The sequence below is a fragment of the Vibrio gigantis genome (assembly GCF_024347515.1).
GTDB classification, from domain to species: domain Bacteria; phylum Pseudomonadota; class Gammaproteobacteria; order Enterobacterales; family Vibrionaceae; genus Vibrio; species Vibrio gigantis.
Genome location: NZ_AP025492.1, coordinates 200,089 through 218,741 on the forward strand (window position 1 = coordinate 200,089; position 18,653 = coordinate 218,741).

Genomic DNA, 18,653 nt, shown 5'->3' on the forward strand with positions numbered 1-18,653 from the left:
TTATGTCGGTAGTCGAAACAATACTAGCTCACGCAGTATCTCGCCCTCAGCATGTCGCTCTCTACGAGAAAGATAAAGCTGTTACTTATATGCAATTAGCTGAGACTATCAAGTGCACTGCTTCTAAATTAATGAATGAAGTAGGGCCTGGAGATGCTGTAGTTGTGACGGCATCTAACAGCTACGCTTTTGTGGCTGTGTATTTTGCGATCCATTTTATAGGCGCAAAAGTGGTTAACGTGGCTGCCGACGCAGATGAAAGTTACAAGCAATTTATCGATAAAATGGTTAATCCGAGCCTATCGATTGAAGACTGTCAAAACTTCATAGCGGATATTCATCCTTTAGAGGCCGGCAAAGAAGTTACTAGTAATATTTCCAATGGTATCGCCGACCTCATGTTTACGAGCGGGACAACAGGCGAGCCTAAAGGTGTCGCTTTGAGTCATGAGCAGTTGTTGATAGCTACTCAGCATATTGTCGGTGAAGTAGGCAACACACCAGAAGATGTTGAGCTTCTATTAATGCCTCTTAGCCATTCTTTTGGTATGGGACGCATGCGAACCACTCTTTTTGTTGGTGGTACGTTGGTATTAGGTTATCCGCTGCAGCGTTTGAAAAGTGTTTTTAAGGCAATTGAGAATCATAAGGTAACAGGGCTCGGACTGGTCCCATCTGCTTGGACATTTATTACTACAATGTCTAAAGACCGCATCAGTAAATATGCTCCTCAACTAAACTATATAGAGCTTGGAAGCGCTCGCTTGTCTCCTGAGGATAAAGCACTGTTAATACAATGGTTCCCATCGACTCATATTGTTATGCACTATGGTTTGACGGAAGTGTCTCGCGCGGTATTCACTCATTTCCATACTGATAATTTAGAAGCTGTAGGCCATACCTCTCGAGGCGCTGAGTTTGCTATTCTTAATGAATATGGACAGCATTTACCTGAAGGTGAGATTGGTGAAATAGCATTTAAATCGCCATGGATGCTAACAGAGTACTACCAGAATCAAGACTTGACGTCTGCAGCGTTTTCGAACGGCTACTTCCGAACAGGTGATTTGGGGAAATATGAAGGCGAGTATTTGTTCTTAACTGGACGACTTAAAGAGATCATCAATGTAGGGGGCAAGAAGGTAAGTCCTTACCAAATTGAAGAAGTGCTGAATTCTGATGATGGTGTAATAGAATCCGCCTGCGTTCCATGTGCAGACGCAAGCATGGGAGAAGTCGTTCAAGCGTTTATCGTTGTTGAGCCTTCCATTATTGATGAAATTCATACATTAGAATCTCGACTAAGGGAAACTGTTGCACAACGACTTCCTGTTCATATGCGCCCTGAAAAGTACCAAGTCATTGATGAGTTACCAAAAACATCCACAGGTAAAATTCAACGTCTACACTTGACTAAAATGTAAGAGAACTCCATGTTAAAACTTCGATTTCCTTTGCCCGTATTTCGTAATGCTAGTGAAATTGCGAACGGAAAAAATGCAAGAATGGCACTCAAAGGCCTCGTGGCAAATCGTGTCGCACTAATAATCAGCCCCTCATTTCGTAAGTCAAAGTTTTTTGAACAAGTTGTTCGTTTAGTCAACGCGACAAGTGTTCGTGTGATTGAAAAATCTTGGAAAGGTGAACCGACGGTTGATGAACTTTCAGGTGTGGTTGGTGAGCTTGAGTCATTCCAACCTGATTATATTGTCGCACTTGGTGGCGGCTCTATCATTGATGGTGCTAAGCTGGCGTGGTTGCTTTATGAATGCCCAACGATTGCCCCAGATGTCTTATTCCGACCATTTGCAATACCACCACTGCGTGGACGTGCAAAATTTGCAGCGATTCCTACTACGGTAGGGGCCGGGTCCGAAGTGTCATCGGCAGCTGTCATGTTAGATAGTACAACTCAAAGTAAAAAAGCGGTCGTTACACACGATTTCCTTCCTGACTTAGTGATCCTAGACCCTGAGCTTGTCTCTGAGGTCCCATTAAGTATTTTAAGAACCACTGTCGCCGATGCGCTCTCGCATGCGATTGAAGGCTATGTGTCTAAAATCCCTCACCCATTAATGGAGACATTTTCGGAACAAGCCGTATCGATTGTTTATCGTTATCAGTCACAGTTGGATCAGGATGAGTGGCATATCGATATGCTCTCAGAATTACAGTACGCTGCAATGCTTGCTGGTTGGGTTCAGAACCACTGTGTTGTCGGCCTTTCACATGCTATCGCCCACCAATTAGGACAATTCAATATTGGGCATGGATTAGCAAACGGGCTACTGATGCCAGCCGTTATTGAGTTCAATTCTCAAGACCAGGCCGTTGAACAGAAATATGAACAATTAATTAAGAATGCTGGTTTACCAAGCAGACAGGCTCTTCTTGACCTGTTTGAGGGCTTAACCTCGGGGCAAGGTGTTTCTTTGAATTTATCGAATGAGCAACTAGACAGCATTGCAAAGAACGCATTACTTGATCCTGCTGCTGCGACAAACCCAGTCGCTTTCGCTGAAGATGACGTTAAAGAGATAGTAAAGAAATGTCTATAAAGAATGAAAGCCTAACGAGCGTATTGGATGCCCGCCCTTTCGAGTTATCTGAAGCTCAAAAGCAACCCCTATTTAAACAGAACTTGCTTGAAGAGCTAGTGCATCACTATAACAGCAATGAGATGTACCGTAAGTTTTGTGTGAAAAATGGGTTCAACCCAATACAGTTCAGTGGAAGCTTGGAAGACATACCGGCGATCCCTGTACATATTTTTAAAGCTCTTGGTCATAAATTAGCGTCGGTTAGTGAAACGGCTATCAAGACTAAGCTTCAATCTTCGGCGACAAGTGGGGTACCAAGTACCGTTCTTCTTGATAAGGTTACGGCTCGTCGTCAAACCAGAGCAATGGCTCGCGTGATGCAAGAGGTTTTAGGACCGAAAAGGCGCCCGTTTTGTATCATGGATATCGATCCAACGAGCCCAAATGCAAGCAACTTAGGCGCTCGTATTGCAGCCGTTAAAGGCTATTTGAACTTTGCGTCATCTTCTTATTACTTTATTGATGCCTCTAGCCCTTCTGCTCCCTTAGAGTTTTTAGAACAGCAGTTTGTTGAGCATTTAAATGGGTTAGACAGTGAAGAGCCGCTTGTCATTTTCGGTTTTACTTTCGTTCTGTACCATACGGTTTTCAAGAGCCTGAAAGAAAAAGGGGTGTCCTTTAAACTTCCGGCTGGCTCTCAAGTTATCCATATCGGTGGTTGGAAGAAACTCGAATCAGAGAAGGTTGATAAGAAAACATTCAACCAAGACATCGCTCACGTGTTGGGTATCTCCCCCGATAATGTTATTGATATTTACGGTTTTACCGAGCAAATGGGGTTGAACTACCCAGACTGTAAAGCGGGCTGGAAGCATGTACATGCTTACTCTGACGTAATTATTCGAGATGAAGCTGATCTATCACCTTGTCCGAATGGTGTGGTGGGCTTATTGGAGTTTGTTAGCCCACTGCAGCACTCTTACCCAGGTAACGTTGTTTTGACCGATGATCTTGGTGTTGTCGAAGATTCTGTGTGTGAGTGTGGGCGGGTTGGAAAGCGCTTCAAAGTGATTGGTCGAGCTAAGAAAGCTGAAGTTCGTGGCTGTGGTGATGTCATGTCTGAAAAAGTCACCAAAAAGCCAACGTCGAAGCAATCTGCAGAACAAGCTGAACATATGGTGGTGTATCACGCTCCGGTGGATTTGAATGAATCTGACTCACCTTCTGAGCAGTTGAATGCGATTCTGGCACACCTTAAGTTGAAGCAACAATGGTTAGCGAAACAGCCTGCTGAAGCGATACTCGGTCTTTTCGATACCGCGCGTAAAACTTGGGCTGAAAACCCAGAGTTAGACCCTTATCGTCATACTGGGCTTAACTTCTTGGCGGATTGGTGTGAGCCTAATCGCTTACGTAGTTTGCTTGATTCTGCGCTGCACGGGCAACGAGGCTTTCTCGACAACTTTATGCCTCGCAAAGACATCAGCCACAGTTCGCTTAAAGCGATGCCTAGAGGAGTCGTATCTCACTGGCTATCTGGTAACGTGCCACTGCTTGGTATGTTTGCGTTGGTTCAGAGTATATTGAGTAAAAATGCGAATATCCTTAAGGTATCGGTAGATGAGTCTCAAGCGCTTCCTGTGTTGCTAAGTACCTTTAAAGGCATTAGTTACACCACACCTGGAGGGTATACCATTTATGGTGATGACTTATTAGAAACACTGGCTGTTGTATACTTTGACCGTCATCAAACAAAGATAGCAGAACGTTTTTCTGCGAATGCCGATGTGCGTATTGCTTGGGGTGGTCGAGAGGCAATAGAAGCGGTAAGTGCTTTACCGAAAAAATATAACAGTCAAGATATCCTTTTTGGGCCTAAGTTGTCGATGATGGTGATTGGTAATGACGCCTTAGACTCCGAAAAGGCCATTCGAAAACTGATACGTCGAGCAGCAACGGATTCAAGTGTATTTGACCAGTTTGCTTGTGCTTCGCCTCACACTATCTTTGTTGAAAAGGGCGGTGACATAACGCCGAAAGAATTCGCTGAAAAGCTAGCTGCAGCAATGGATAAGGCTCTTGTGCGCTTACCGACTCAAGTGCCAGACATTGGACAGGCAAACAAGATACGTTCAAAAATTGCGGAGTATGGCTTCATTGGTGAATCTTGGAATGACCGTCATTTACGCTGGACGGTATTGTTCGATGAAGGCACTGATTTGGTTGAACCAACCTATCAACGCGTGATTACCGTTAAAGCCGTAGATAATGTCTTTGACGTTATTGGTAGCGTGCATGAGGATATTCAAACGGTTGGTTTAGCAATGCATGGTGAGAAGAAGCTCCAGTTTGCTAATGAGATTTTAATGCAAGGCGCGATGAGATGCCCTGATGTTGGGTACATGACGCACTTTGATTCCCCATGGGATGGATTATTTGCGTTAGATCGCCTCGTTCGCTGGGTATCACTTGGTGGTCCAATTTAATCAAAACGAAAGCACTTTAAGTGCTTTCGTTGTTTTGGAAGTTTGAAATGGCTAGATTTACATTTGAAGTTTGTAAGCAAGATCAGGTTACTGATCTGGTTAAGTATATTGATGAGCATTGGGCTAAGAACCACATCCTCGTAACCTCTCGAGAGTTGCTAGATTGGCAGCATAAAAATCTCGATACGGGCGACTACAATTTTGTTATGGCTAGACATAACAAAAGCGGTGAGATATGTGGTGTGCTCGGCTTTATCCCAACGTCTCACTTTTCGGCTGAGCTCGAATCAGAGAAAGAAGTTTGGTTAGCGATCTGGAAAGTCAACGAAGGACCGAAATACATCGGTTTAGGTTTAGGGCTTCTTAACTTTTTGAAGCGCGAGTTCTCGATTAAGAATATTTGTTCTATTGGTATTAGTCAGATTGTTTTCCCTATGTATGAAACACTCGGTTTCGCCGTGGGGAAAATGAACCAACTAGCTCTATTGAATAATACCCTTTCTGATTACCGTATAGCTAAGGTTCCAGAGACGTTTACCTCCTCTATAGGTCAGACAAATGACCAGTATAAAGTGGTAGATATTGCGAAAGAGCAAGTGGCTTCTGCATTGTCAGACAGTGACTTATATACAAATAAAACACAGAAAGACGGACAATATTTTACTACTCGTTTCTTGGAGCACCCTAAGTTCGAATACCGTTTTCTCGGGGTTTACAAAAAAGACACATTAGAGAGTTTTCTTGTTGTTCGTGTGGTTACTCAGAGTGAATCTAGTGCTATGCGGGTCGTGGATATTCAAGGCGACCTGTCTTCAATTAGCCGAGTTACGGCTCATTTGCACGAGTTGCTTGTTGCGGAAGGGCATGAGTATTTAGATATCATGCAATATGGTATGGACGAAGAAAGCCTTGTCGATGCTGGTTTCTTGCAAGTTGATACGGATGGGGAATTAATTATTCCTGATTACTTCCAACCGTTTGTGCAAAAAAATATTCCTATTTATTTCGCGCGCCAAAGCCAGGAAAGCGAGCCGTCGTTCGTATTATTCAAAGGCGATGCGGATCAAGACCGACCAAATATAATGTAGAGGAGCAACATGTCTCAGCCATTAACCGTTGTTATGTACCACTATGTTCGTCGAATCGCGGAGTCGCGGTACCCAGAAATTAAAGGCTTAGAACTTGAACTCTTTGTTGAACAACTCGAGTTCTTTGCTAAACATTATAATGTTGTAACGATGGAGCAAGTGTTAGCCGCCAAATACCGTAATCAAGCTTTACCAGAAAGAGCTTTGTTGCTTACTTTTGATGATGCTTATGCCGAGCACTTTACTCACGTATATCCTATTTTGAAGAAAATGGGTATGCAGGGCTCTTTTTATGTGCCAGCAAAAACAGTGCTTGAGCACAAAGTGCTAGATGTGAACAAAATTCACTTCATCTTAGCGTCTACCTCCGATATTCAACAGCTTGTTGGCTCTCTTAAGATAGAAGTTGAGCGCTATACAAGCGATTATGATCTAAAGTCATTCGACGAGTACTACGCGGAGTTTGCGGTTGCGAATCGCTTTGATTGCAAAGATGTGATTTTTGTGAAGAGAATGCTTCAGCACGCATTGCCTGAAGAACTCAGAAATATTATTTCTGATAAGCTTTTTGCTCAATATATGGGTATGGATGAAGCTGCGTTTTGTCGAGAGTTGTACATGGATAAGTACCAACTTGAGCAGTTAGTTCGAGACGGAATGCACGTTGGTTGTCACGGTTATGATCATTATTGGTGGAATAAGCTTGATGAAAAATCCTTAGAGATTGAACTAACCCGCTCTAAAGAATTTTTAGCCTCGCTTGGTTGTGACATGCAAAATTGGACAGCCTGTTATCCTTACGGTTCTTCTAGTGAAGAGGTTGTGGTCGAGCTAGAAAAGCAAGGATGTAAAGTCGCATTTACCACCGAAGTACGGGTTGCTGATTTAGCGTTGGATGGCCCACTCTTGTTGCCTCGCCTAGATACCAATGACTTACCTAAAGATAACAAAGCCAGTGTAAATCATTGGTATGAGAGTGCTTAGTAAAATATGCGCGCTTAAATACTAAAGTTTCGAGCGCGTTTTTCAAAATGATTAACAAGGAAAGTCGCCATATCGTTGCCTATATGAGAGTCATAGGTGTGCGCATCGATAGGTACTTCTTTGTAAAGCAGAGACAGTGTGTATAAAGCCGTAGACGTTACCCCGGTAATTGAAGATATCTTGATGCCTTTATTTGCTAACTCAAGCTCAATAGGTGACTCACTTTTATGATAAGTGAGATTAGGCAATGCTTTAACGGCAGTAGTCACTTCTTCAGACTCGGTTCTGTGTGGAAAGTAGATCACAGGGGCATTTTTTTTTGCAATGACTTGTTCTAGTTTGGAAATATAAGCATCAACACTTGGTTGGTTCTTATCTCCAATAGATCCCTCACCAATAAATGCAACGGGTGCTGAAGGGTCGTTGCAGTTTGAAGCTCCAATACTTTTTCTGATCGAGTCGAGCGTGTTGAGCTTTAGAGGACACACTGGGTTTTCTATATCGAAAATAGAGAACATTTCGAAATTCTCAGCATAAGGTATTGTGCCAATCTTTTTACATCCCTGTAATTGGATCAACAGGTCTTGTAGAAAGCGAGTTCGACTAAATGATTTTTTGTCTTTGATGTATTTGAAGTATTCGTATAAGTTGCCCATTCCATCGTCAATGAATACTAGCTTTTTGGCAGGCAGGTTTCTTTGGAACATACGAGTGCGCCAAGATGTATATTCAGAGAAAAAGAAATGCTCAATTGACTCGCCATTTGCTAACTTTTTGACTTCTTTTAGAACACGCGGAATAACAAAAGTACGGTTTGAGCGACCAACTTCAATAATATGGTCCCATTTACTTTTATCATAAAGTTGGGCGAGGTGTTGTTTACCTTTCTCTGTGTTTTGCTGAACTAAAACTAGGAGATTGTTTTTGGTTTGATAGGCATCTCTGGCTTCATTTGCGCAGATGTATTGAAATGGGGATGTTACGAGAAATACGTTCATAAAAGACCTTGTTCATTAACCTAATTCAGCATACTGAATTGAACGCTCCAAAGAGCCTTTGTTTCTTTTAAAGACAGAGTGGGCTTGGTTAGCCATGTTGGTGGCGCTATGCTTATCTTCGAGTAACTGGATCACTTTAGAGTCTAAGCTATGACCTTCACAAATCATTATGCCATCTGTTGATAATAGCCTTTCAGTGATCTCTTTGAAGTTGAAGTAACTTGGTCCAGATATGGTCGGGATTCCTAAAGCCGCTGGCTCGAGTACATTGTGACCACCAACCTTATCACCAATTAAGCTGCCTCCCATAAAACAGATATCTGCAGCACCAATTAGAATCAGCATCTCTCCCATTGTATCACCTACATAAACTTGCGACTTTGCACAAGATTGCATGTCAGCGTTCGTTCTACGAGTGGTTGTAAAACCTGAGGATTGACATAACTGGACAACGCTATCAAATCGCTCTGGATGGCGCGGGACTATAATGAGTAAAGCATCCGGATAGATTTCCAATACGTTTTTATGTGCATTGAGTATCTGCTCGTCTTCACCTTTATGGGTGCTAGCGGCGATCCATATTGGACGGTGCTCCCCAAGCTCTGACCTTAGTGCCTTTGCTTTCTCTTTTACGGTGTCGGCAATCTGTATATCGAATTTGATGGAGCCAGTAATGGCGAGTTTACTCTTTGCAACACCAAGTGATTCAAAGTGGTCCGCGTCAGACTGACTTTGGCACAAAATCTTAGCTAGATAAGGTTCTATAATATTGAAAACTGGCTGAAATTTTGCGTAGTTATTTCGAGACTTTTCAGATAACCGTGCGTTTACAACTGTTATTGGTACACCAAACTTAGAAACTTGATGAAGCGTGTTCGGCCATAACTCCGTTTCAATGATCAGCATCTTCTTCGGCTGTATCGCTTTAAGAAAACCTTTTACAGCGAAACCGAAATCAATAGGCATGTACCTGTGCTCAACTAAACTACCAAGCTTCTCAATCTGCTCAGCACCAGTACTGGTGGTTGTAGTGATAATGATAGACTGCTTTGGATTTTGCTTTTTGATCTCTTTAATAAGAGGTGTAGCTGCGATACTTTCACCAACAGATACTGCATGAATCCAAATAGGCCGCTGCTTTGATATTAGTTTAGGTGTTATGCCAAAGTGCTCTTTCCAGCGCTTGCCAAACTTGGGTTTGTTTGGCTTACTTTTGTATAAGCCAAATAGAAGCAGAGGCGAAACAAGTGCAAGGATCAGCGTGTAGAAAAACCGAATTAACATGCGCTTACCGAAATGGCTTCTAACTTATGGATACTATTGATGACTTGTTTCGGTGATAGCTCCGTCAGACATTTTAAGTGCTTGAATTCACATTCACGCTGGAAACAAGGACGGCAATCAATGTCGGTATGCACAATTTCGACTCTCTCAGCTAGTGGCGGTGTGTATTTCGGCGAAGTTGAGCCGTAAACAGCAACAACGTTACAACCCACAGCAGCGGCAACGTGCATCAAGCCAGAATCGTTTGCAACCACAGTTTGACAAGCGCCCAGTAGGTCCACAGCTTCAATCAAGCTAGTTTGACCTGCTAGGACATGAATTTGTGATTGAAGTTCATCAGGAACAAGAGCCTTAATGTTGTTACACGTTTCCAAATCTTTTTGAGAGCCAAACAACCAAACTTGCTTACCTGCTCTACTCATCGATGTTGCGACTTCTGCATAATGCGTTTCAGGCCACTTTTTAGCAGGTCCAAATTCGGCTCCAGGACAAAGGCCAGTAATTGCATCATCCAGAGTAAGCTGAAACTTTTCCGCGGTAGCTAACTGTTGGTCTTTGAAAATAGTTAGAGCTGGTCTCGGTAATTGCTCTAATCCACCCAGAGAACTCGCGTCAATCATTTCTGCTTTAGGATGGGCGAGGGCGACATAGCGCTCAACCATGTATTGGAATGATTTTTTATTTGGGCGTAGGTCATTCAACAGACCGTATCGCATCTCACCTTTCCAGCCTGTGCGTTTTGGAATGCCCGCAAACCACGGAATCAATGCTGATTTAGCCGAGTTAGGGCAAATGAAAGCTTGATCATATTGAGCTTCACGCAGTGTTTTACCGATTGCTCGACGACCGAGCAAGTTAAATTCACCATGACCAATCGGCATATCAATCGCTTGGTTGACTTCTGGCATGCGCTCGAGAATCGGTTTACACCAACCCGGTGCAATCACATCGATGAGCGCCTCAGGGTGTTGTTGTTTCAAGGTGATATACAGTGATTGTGACATCACCATGTCGCCCACCCAAGATGGACCAATGACTAATATTTTTTTCATCGTGTGTAGCCTTTAATCCACAGCTTAGCGTCATGGTAAGGTGAATAGTTGCTTTCTGGATCTTTTGGAGTATTTAAGAACTTAAGGATCCACATATACTGCTCTGGGGTCTTGGTGACGGCTTGCTCAATAAATGCATTCATACGACGAGTGTCATGATGTTCGTCTTTTGAAGGGTAATCGTCCCAAGGTGGGTAAATATCGATAACAAATTTACCTGATTCAGCATCAAATATAGAGAATACGGGGATGATTTTTGCTCGACTGACTTTAGACAGTTTACCAAGACCCGGCAAAGTTGCTTTTGGGTTGTTGAAAAAATCAACAAAAATGCTGTGCTCTCGACCATGGTCTTGATCGGGTAAGTAATATCCCAGGTACCCATCTCTCACCGATTTGATAAATGGCTTGATACCATTGTCTCTCTCATAAACTCGACCGCCGTATTGAACACGTTGACGATGCATTAGCCAGTCCATTACTGGGTTTTTCTGACGCTTAGCCATTGCCGAAACTGGCAAGCCTTGAGAAGCCAAATAAATAGCCGGCACGTCGATTCCCCAAGAGTGGGGCACAAGTAAGATAGCTTTATCGCCAGCATCCAAAGTGGACTTTATGTGCTCTAACCCATTCACAGTTGTGTTGTTGACTAGCCATTTTTGACTACGTAATGACAACAATGCAAAGCTCATTAAAAAAGTGCCTGCGGTCACTAGTGTTTTTTCCAACAACTGCTCTCGCTCTTGTTTGGAGAGCTCAGGAAAACAAAGAGTGAAATTTACCCATGTGTTACTAATTGTTCGACTAGGCTTTTGGATGAGTATTTTTGCTACTTTTGTTGCGAGCTTGAGCTTTAGCTTGTGGGGAATTAGGGCTAACGGTAGGCCCACTATTACGACAAGCCAAGTTCCCCAGTGCTTTGGAGCAAGGAAACCCCACTCGAAAGTGGGGTTGTAGGCATTTTCATCGAAGTCGTTACGCTTCTCAGTCATTGAAAACTCTCAGTTATTAAATGCTCTTAGTTTTAGGATAGTAAGAGAATAATTATTTGTTCTTCAGTGCCATGTATTCTGCAACACCTTCGGCAACCGATTTAAATTCGATGTCACAGCCTGTAGCGCGTAGTTTAGTTAAGTCTGCTTGAGTAAACTCTTGGTATGCGCCTTTTAGGTGTTCTGGGAATGGAATAGTCTCAATCTCACCCTTACCGTGGTGCTTGATGACTGCTTTTGCGACCTCTTCAAAAGACTCAGCGTTGCCAGTACCCAGGTTGAAAATACCTGACACGCCATTTTCTAAGAACCACAAGTTTACTGCTGCTACGTCACCAACATATACAAAGTCACGTTTAAATGTTTCGCTGCCAGCGAACAGTTTAGGATTCTCTCCCGCGTTCATTTGGTTATTTAGGTGGAAAGCCACTGAAGCCATGCTGCCTTTGTGCTCTTCACGAGGGCCGTAAACGTTGAAGTAACGGAAGCCAGTGATTTGCGATAGTGTTTCGTTGTGCACTGTTGCATCTTCTTGCAGGCGACGAACGTAGTTGTCGAACTGCTGCTTAGAGTAGCCGTAAACGTTTAGCGCGCCTTCGTACTCTTTCTCTTCAATGAAAGTATCTGTTTCACCATAAGTAGCGGCAGAAGAGGCATAAAGGAAAGGAATCTGACGCTCAACACAGTAATGCAGTAGCTCTTTTGAGTACTCATAGTTGTTAAGCATCATGTATTTGCCATCCCACTCGGTTGTCGCAGAACAGGCGCCTTCGTGGAAAATTGCTTCGATATGGCCGAAATCGTCACCCGCCATAACTTGAGTTAGGAAATCGTCACGATCCATGTAATCGGTGATGTCTAGGTCGACAAGGTTTTTAAATTTCTTACCATTTTTGAGGTTGTCGACGACCAAGATATCGTTGTGGCCTGCTTCATTAAGTGCCTTAACAATATTGCTGCCAATCATGCCAGCACCACCAGTTACGATAATCATATTTTACCTACTCTTTTGAATACAAAACTATCGCGAGTATAGCAAGGAATGAACAATTCGGGCTAGTGCAAACCAAGGTTACTCGAATGTTAGCACCTGAATACGCTTCATATTTTGGGTTATTGAACAGGCAGTTTTATTTCGTAATGAGATACGCATACAGGCTGGGTAAGGGTTGAGCTTCGCTGACCAGATGTTAACAGCTCGATCTATCCGTTTAGTGGCGATATACTGAACCTCTAAACGGATAGGGATACTAATAACTAATGAAAACACGTGACAAGATTGTTTACGCTGCTCTAGAGCTTTTTAATGAGCATGGCGAGCGTAGTATTACGACCAATCATATTGCTGAGCATATCGAGATTAGCCCTGGTAACCTTTACTACCACTTCCGCAACAAGCAAGAAATTGTACGTGATATTTTCACTCTCTATTCAACAGAGCTGCTCGAACGGTTCACACCGATTCAAGGGCAACAAGAAAGCCTAACGCTGCTAAAGACCTACTTAGACTCTATCTTCACACTGATGTGGAAGTACCGATTCTTCTACGCGAACCTACCTGAAATATTGTCACGTGATGAAAAACTCCATCTTGACTACATGGCTGTGCAAGAAAAGCTCCAAACCAATCTTGTAGATATAATGCGAGCCTTCGTCGAGTTGAACTTGCTTAAAGCAACGGATTCGGAAATGAAGTCGATGGTGACGTCTCTTCACTTGATAGCATCCGGTTGGTTAGCTTACCAGTCTGCGATGTCTCCAAAAGCTCAAATTACCGAGCAAGTCGTTCACCAAGGAATGTTGCAGATGATCGCGACGGTTAAACCGATTGCCACAGCACAAGGCTTTGAGCAACTGACATTGTTGGAAGACGGTGTAAGAGCGTTGAACTCTAAGTAGAAAGGTTCGAGTAATGAAGATCGGGAAAGAGCAGATTCGAGTAGCGAGATACGAGTAAACGAAAAGCAGGGTAGAGCGGCGACTAGGCTAGCGTTTTCCATGTAACGTTTTACTCTAACCTTGTATCTGCTTTCATGCTTTTTGTATCTCGGTTACTCGAATCTCGCATCTGTTTTCAAGCTTTTCGCATCTCGGTTACTCGAATCTCGTATCTGTTTTTAAGATCTGCGCATCCCTCATCGGCTCTTACCTGACCAACCAACTCTTCGGGTTTTGAGCTTGGCTGTTTCTACGAATCTCAAAGTACAATGATGGGCGGGTTTGGCCGCCAGTGTCACCTGCAAGTGCGATAGCTTCGCCAGCCTTAACTTTGTCACCTTCTTTCTTTAAAAGTGCTTGGTTAAAGCCATAGAGCGTCATATCGCCTTTACCATGGTCCAGCAGTACTACTAAGCCATAACCACGTAGATACTCGGCGAATACAACCGTTCCGGAGTAAACAGACTTGACCTGCTGACCGTACTTGGCGTTGATCACCATGCCTTTCCAATTTATTTGGCCGGTTTGGCGTGAACCGTAGTTATGCAGAACTTTGTCTTTGATTGGCCAAGGCAGTTTGCCTTTACGTTTGGCTAAACCATCCATAGGAACAGCGTTACGTCTTTCACGAGCTGCTTTCTCTGCTTTGGCGATTTCGGCTTTCAGGCGGGTTTCATTTCGCTGGAGCTCTGCTAAGTAATTCTTGTCACCCGAGATGTTTTTCTTGATGCTGCCAACCGTTTTCTTACGCTGTGTTTGCGTTTGAGATAACTTGTTGCGCTTTGTGGTTTGTTGTTTTAACAGGGTCGCAATTTGTTCTTGCTCAAGTTGGCGCTGCTTGTGGCTTTCTTCTAGCTCAAGCTGCGTCTGTTCAATTGTTTTGATTGTTGCAGAGCGGGCCTTAGCAAGGTGTTGGTAATAATGACTAATACGATCTTCTTCAACGCCAGTATTTAGGATGTGCGATGAGGCTTTAGCACGGCTTGTCATGTAGTAAGTTTGAATCAGTTGCTCTAGCTTATCGGTATGGACTTTTTTCTGTGCTGTGAGCGCCTTGATCTTGGTGTCTAAGTTCGCAATATTAGCATTAGCGGTATTCAGCTGCTTTTTACTGTCTAGGATATCTTTTTCAAGCGAAGCGATGGATAGCTCTTGTTTCTTGAGGCTTGCTTGCAAGCTATCGAGTTTTTTCTGTTGTGAGGACAGGTTTTTTTGTTGGCGAGATATTTCACTCGATACGCCCTTAAGTTCACCTTGAGATGCGGCAAATGATGACGAAGATAAAAGAGCAACACAAAGGCTGGTATATATCAGAAGAGTCCGGCTAATGGCTCGAATTTGTTTCATCATTATCGTCATTTAGTTGTATTCATCTGCTCTTAATTTTTCGAATTTCGCTGAATCGAATCCCGCAGCGGCTTTTGAGCTCTTCGTATCTCGTTGCGTGAATCTGGCATCTGCTCTTAAGCTCTTCGTATCCCGAATCTGCTCTTAAATCCCATCACCATGAATAAAGTTCTGCGATCGACCATTGAACCCTTGGTCCATATCCAAAGATGGCTTATCTGTTTTAGGTTTTCCGACAATTTTTGCAGGAACACCTGCGACCGTAGTATGGGGAGGTACGGCTTGTAGAACCACTGAGCAAGAGCCAATTTTAGCGCCTTCACCCACTTCAATGTTGCCGAGAATTTTCGCACCTGCACCAATCATTACCCCTTCACGGATTTTAGGGTGGCGATCACCACCTTCTTTACCCGTACCGCCAAGGGTCACGTCTTGAAGAATCGACACGTCATTTTCAACTACAGCGGTCTCACCAATAACAATGCCTGTAGCGTGGTCGAGCATGATTGCTTTGCCGATGCGTGCAGCTGGATGAATATCTACTTGGCAAGCGACTGAGATTTGGTTTTGTAGGTAGGTAGCAAGTGCGATACGGCCTTGCTTCCATAGCCAGTTAGCGACTCGGTAACCTTGCAGTGCATGGTAGCCTTTAAGGTAAAGCAGAGGCATTGAATACATCTCTACCGCCGGATCTCGAGTAACTGTTGCACAAATATCACAAGCGGCAGCATCAATAATCGATTGGTCCTGCTTAAATGCTTGTTCAACCACCTCACGCACTGCCATTGCAGGCATTGAGGCGGTCTTTAACTTGTTTGCCAGAATATAACTGAGCGCGGCGCCCAAGCTTTCGTGGTTGATGATCGTAGCATGGTAAAAACTCGCAAGCATTGGCTCTTGCTCTGACTGCTGTCGAGCTTCCTTCACAATGCATTGCCAAACTTTTTGTTGTTCACAGTGTTTCATTTTACCATCCATTATTTTTTAAGGGGCAGATACAAGTGACGAGATGAGAGATACGGATAACGAAAAGCAGCCTTCTTTAAGCGCTCAATCTGCTCTTACTCTTTTCGCCCCTCGTTTACCCGAATCTCGTATCCGCTCTTATTCTCTTCGTATCGCGATTACTCGAATCTCTCTACTGCTCTTATTATCTTTCTGACTTTTTGTCTCGTGCAAGTAGATCTTGTGCTGCTAAGTGTGCATCTTTCCCTTGATACAACACTTGATAAATTTGTTCAACAATTGGCATCTCAACGCCCATGCGTTCTGATAGTAACCAAACTTCTTTGGTGTTGCGATAACCTTCTACTACTTGGCCAATTTCTTCTTGTGCGGTGTCCACATCTTTGCCTGCGCCAAGTGCCAAACCAAAGCGGCGGTTGCGCGATTGGTTGTCAGTACAGGTTAGTACTAGGTCGCCTAATCCAGCCATACCCATAAAGGTTTCTGGCTGTGCACCAAGAGCTGCGCCCAATCGACTCATTTCAGCTAACCCACGAGTGATCAGTGCGGTACGTGCATTGGCACCAAAACCAATACCATCTGACATGCCTGCGCCAATAGCGATGACATTTTTAACCGCACCGCCAAGTTGCATGCCAATGAAATCTGAGTTTGCGTATACGCGGAATGTTTTGCCGCAGTGGATTTTTTCTTGAAGTTGTTCAAGGAACTCTTCATCAGGTGAAGCTACAGAGATCGCAGTTGGCATGCCCATCGCTAACTCTTTGGCGAAAGTAGGCCCTGATAGAACCGCTAACGAGTACCCATCACCAAGCACATCGTGCGCGACATCTTTAAGTAAGCGTCCTGTTTCCGGTTCTAGGCCTTTGGTCGCCCAACAGATACGAGAGTCTGAGGCTAAGTAAGGTTTAACGCTATTAAGCACAACGCCGAATACGTGGCTCGGGACGACAAGTAAAAGGTCGCGGCTTGAAGTCACCGCTTTTTCTAAGTCTGATTCAATGATCAGGCTTTCTGGGAATTCTATATTTGGTAGAAACTCATTATTAGCGCGCTCAGATTCAAGGCGAGTCATATGAGCAGGGTCATGCCCCCAAAGAACAACGTTTGCACCGTTACGCGCTAGAGAAATAGCTAAAGAGGTTCCGTAAGAACCTGCACCAATGACAGTCATGGCGATCTCTTTGCCGTAAGCGCTGTCTTTACCGTAAGCGTCTGTCGTGTTGGTCGGGTGAGTTGTGTCTGTCATGCTTCCACCTAAAAATAATGAGGGAAATCGAAGAAAGAATGCTGGAATAGCTTTCCACTAAAATAAGAAGAGCTTTCAACTTTAGTACAGTGTAAAGAAAAAATGCACATCGCAGAAGTTGCGATGTGCATTTAAAAGCTAACTAGCGCTTGAATCGTTAGAGTTAAGTTCTACTTTGAGACTTAAGCCTGTTCGCCTTCAGCTTGCTGAGCTTGGTTCTGTAGGTAGTTCATGAACAAAGCATCGAAGTTTACAGGTGCTAGGTTCAGTTGTGGGAACGTACCTTTAACCACTAGGCTAGAGATTGTTTCACGAGCGTATGGGAATAGGATGTTCGGGCAGAATGCGCCTAGGCAATGTGCTAGTTGGCCCGCTTCCATTTCACTTGCAGAGAAGATACCACCTTGTTGTACTTCACAAAGGAATGCTGTGTCGTCTGCGTTTTTAACTGTAACCGTTAGGCGTAGGATTACTTCGTACACACCTTGGCCAAGTTCACGGCTTTGAGTGTCTAGGTCCAGTTTTACATCTGGGTTCCACTCTTTTTGAAACATATCTGGAGAGTTGGGTGCTTCGAAAGATACGTCTTTTAGAAAGATACGTTGGATTGCGAAGTTTTGTTGTGCGTCTTGTTGTGCTGCTTCAGCCATTTTCTTGTCCTTAAAAATTTATAATTAGTTTTTGTTCGTCATATCAGTCTGTTGAACAAAATCTTAAAGTCATATTGGTGTAATCGGGTCAGCCTACTGCTTGTCTTTAAAGGTTGTTCACCTTTAACTACTTCTTACCTTTAACTAAAGGTAAGTTAGCTTCGCTCCAAGCCACTAAGCCGCTTTTTAGTACGCTTACGTTTTCGAAACCTGCTTTAACCAGCAAGTTTGCGCTTTCTTGAGCTGTTTGACCTGTCTTGCATACTACGATGATTGGGTCTGCTTTACGGCTTTCAAGGCTACCAAAGCTATTTGCTTTAATGTCTGACGGCAAAATGTGAACTGCGTCCGTAATATGGCCCTTTTTGAATTCATCCTTAGTACGAATATCAACCACAACACCGTTTTCTCGGTTAATCATGTGTGTAGTTTGCGCTGCTGTGATCTCTTTATAAGCTGCGTTTGATGTCTTGATAACGTTCGCAATGATGGCAACAACCAAGCCGATCCATACGATGGCTAAAATCATATTCTCTTGAACAAATGGAACTAACTCTTGCATATCTTGAACTCTTATTCGTTATTGGGCGAAAAACTATAGGTCAGAAGTATAGCGAGAAAGGGTAGGAGAATACAGAGGAAGCATGGGGTTGTGATGGTAGGTGAGATATAAAATAATTTCTGTCTAAAAATTATGCATTTACTTGAACACGTTTATTCACTAATATTATCAATTGATTGTTTAAGCTGAACAATCAGTTGAGAGCATTCTTAGCCTCAGCATATAAACGTTTATATCAATGGGAATCATTATGAAAAAAATGGCTTTAGCTGCAGCACTTGCTGTTAGCTTCTCTGGCGGTGTTTTTGCAGCAGCAGAAACGGGTGCAGCAGCAGGTGCTGGCGCATCAACAGCAGCAGCTGGTACAGCAACAACAGTAGCAGTAACAACTGCAGCAGTCGCAGTAGGCGCAGCAGTAGCTGTTGCTTCTAACGACGGCGGCGCAACAACTACAACTACAACTAACTAATTTATAGTTGTAGCCTGTATAAAACCATTTTATGTGAAAGCATAAAAT

At 43.5% G+C, this 18,653-nt stretch carries 17 protein-coding genes; 7 read left to right on the forward strand and 10 right to left on the reverse strand.

Annotation, left to right across the window (positions count from 1 at the left end; genetic code table 11):
- Positions 1–2 precede the first annotated feature (2 nt).
- Genes OCV56_RS00945 through OCV56_RS00965 form a run of 5 tightly spaced genes read left to right on the forward strand, consistent with a single transcriptional unit; the run spans position 3 to position 7,098 of the window.
- Entirely contained in the window at positions 3–1,424 is a 1,422-nt protein-coding gene (locus OCV56_RS00945; protein ID WP_086711809.1) for an AMP-binding protein, read from the forward strand.
- Between the two features lie 9 nt (positions 1,425–1,433).
- A complete protein-coding gene (locus tag OCV56_RS00950; RefSeq protein ID WP_086711812.1) occupies positions 1,434–2,558 on the forward strand; it encodes an iron-containing alcohol dehydrogenase in 1,125 nt (374 codons plus the stop codon).
- Positions 2,549–5,026, forward strand: a complete 2,478-nt coding sequence (locus OCV56_RS00955) for a LuxE/PaaK family acyltransferase (protein WP_086711816.1) — start codon at positions 2,549–2,551, stop codon at positions 5,024–5,026. The genes OCV56_RS00950 and OCV56_RS00955 overlap by 10 nt, the downstream gene beginning before the upstream one ends.
- 47 nt (positions 5,027–5,073) lie before the next feature.
- The gene (locus OCV56_RS00960; RefSeq protein ID WP_086711818.1) at positions 5,074–6,114 is read left to right on the forward strand and encodes a hypothetical protein; all 1,041 of its coding nucleotides are present in this window, start codon (positions 5,074–5,076) and stop codon (positions 6,112–6,114) included.
- A gap of 9 nt (positions 6,115–6,123) precedes the next feature.
- Positions 6,124–7,098: a polysaccharide deacetylase family protein gene (locus OCV56_RS00965; RefSeq protein WP_086711821.1), complete on the forward strand. Its 975-nt coding sequence runs from the start codon at positions 6,124–6,126 to the stop codon at positions 7,096–7,098.
- Between the two features lie 14 nt (positions 7,099–7,112).
- Here the strand turns inward: OCV56_RS00965 and OCV56_RS00970 are convergent, their stop codons facing one another.
- From OCV56_RS00970 to rfaD, 5 genes are read right to left on the reverse strand one after another with little or no spacing between them, the layout of a single operon-like run.
- Positions 7,113–8,096 carry a polysialyltransferase family glycosyltransferase gene (locus OCV56_RS00970; RefSeq protein ID WP_086711824.1) on the reverse strand — a complete coding sequence of 328 codons (984 nt, stop codon included), beginning with the start codon at positions 8,094–8,096 and terminating at the stop codon, positions 7,113–7,115.
- 15 nt (positions 8,097–8,111) lie between these two features.
- Entirely contained in the window at positions 8,112–9,380 is a 1,269-nt protein-coding gene (waaA, locus tag OCV56_RS00975) for a lipid IV(A) 3-deoxy-D-manno-octulosonic acid transferase (protein ID WP_086711827.1), read from the reverse strand.
- Complete coding sequence (gene waaF / locus OCV56_RS00980; RefSeq protein WP_086711830.1) at positions 9,374–10,432, reverse strand: lipopolysaccharide heptosyltransferase II; 1,059 nt, start codon at positions 10,430–10,432, stop codon at positions 9,374–9,376. Before waaF ends, waaA begins: the two co-directional genes overlap by 7 nt.
- Entirely contained in the window at positions 10,429–11,424 is a 996-nt protein-coding gene (gene lpxM / locus OCV56_RS00985; protein ID WP_086711833.1) for a lauroyl-Kdo(2)-lipid IV(A) myristoyltransferase, read from the reverse strand. The genes waaF and lpxM overlap by 4 nt, the downstream gene beginning before the upstream one ends.
- Positions 11,425–11,476: 52 nt before the next feature.
- Positions 11,477–12,418 (reverse strand): ADP-glyceromanno-heptose 6-epimerase, encoded by a 942-nt coding sequence (gene rfaD / locus OCV56_RS00990; protein WP_086711836.1) that lies wholly within the window; start codon positions 12,416–12,418, stop codon positions 11,477–11,479.
- A 266-nt stretch (positions 12,419–12,684) separates the two neighbouring features.
- Here rfaD and OCV56_RS00995 point away from each other — a divergent pair, with 266 nt between their 5' ends.
- Positions 12,685–13,323, forward strand: a complete 639-nt coding sequence (locus tag OCV56_RS00995; protein ID WP_086711839.1) for a TetR/AcrR family transcriptional regulator — start codon at positions 12,685–12,687, stop codon at positions 13,321–13,323.
- A 246-nt stretch (positions 13,324–13,569) separates the two neighbouring features.
- Here OCV56_RS00995 and OCV56_RS01000 read toward each other — a convergent pair whose 3' ends face one another.
- The 5 genes from OCV56_RS01000 to OCV56_RS01020 all read right to left on the reverse strand — a co-directional run bounded on the left by OCV56_RS01000 (position 13,570) and on the right by OCV56_RS01020 (position 18,136).
- Positions 13,570–14,721: a murein hydrolase activator EnvC family protein gene (locus OCV56_RS01000; RefSeq protein WP_086711842.1), complete on the reverse strand. Its 1,152-nt coding sequence runs from the start codon at positions 14,719–14,721 to the stop codon at positions 13,570–13,572.
- 132 nt (positions 14,722–14,853) lie between these two features.
- Positions 14,854–15,675, reverse strand: a complete 822-nt coding sequence (gene cysE, locus OCV56_RS01005; RefSeq protein ID WP_048612489.1) for a serine O-acetyltransferase — start codon at positions 15,673–15,675, stop codon at positions 14,854–14,856.
- Between the two features lie 184 nt (positions 15,676–15,859).
- On the reverse strand, positions 15,860–16,924 hold the full coding sequence (gene gpsA, locus OCV56_RS01010) for an NAD(P)H-dependent glycerol-3-phosphate dehydrogenase (RefSeq protein WP_086711844.1): 1,065 nt from the start codon (positions 16,922–16,924) through the stop codon (positions 15,860–15,862).
- A gap of 182 nt (positions 16,925–17,106) precedes the next feature.
- On the reverse strand, positions 17,107–17,574 hold the full coding sequence (gene secB / locus OCV56_RS01015; protein ID WP_004741403.1) for a protein-export chaperone SecB: 468 nt from the start codon (positions 17,572–17,574) through the stop codon (positions 17,107–17,109).
- 127 nt (positions 17,575–17,701) lie between these two features.
- Complete coding sequence (locus OCV56_RS01020; RefSeq protein ID WP_048612491.1) at positions 17,702–18,136, reverse strand: rhodanese-like domain-containing protein; 435 nt, start codon at positions 18,134–18,136, stop codon at positions 17,702–17,704.
- 250 nt (positions 18,137–18,386) lie between these two features.
- On the opposite strand from OCV56_RS01020, the gene yjbE reads away from it, so the two are divergent.
- Positions 18,387–18,605, forward strand: a complete 219-nt coding sequence (yjbE, locus tag OCV56_RS01025) for an exopolysaccharide production protein YjbE (RefSeq protein ID WP_048612492.1) — start codon at positions 18,387–18,389, stop codon at positions 18,603–18,605.
- Positions 18,606–18,653: the final 48 nt, after the last annotated feature.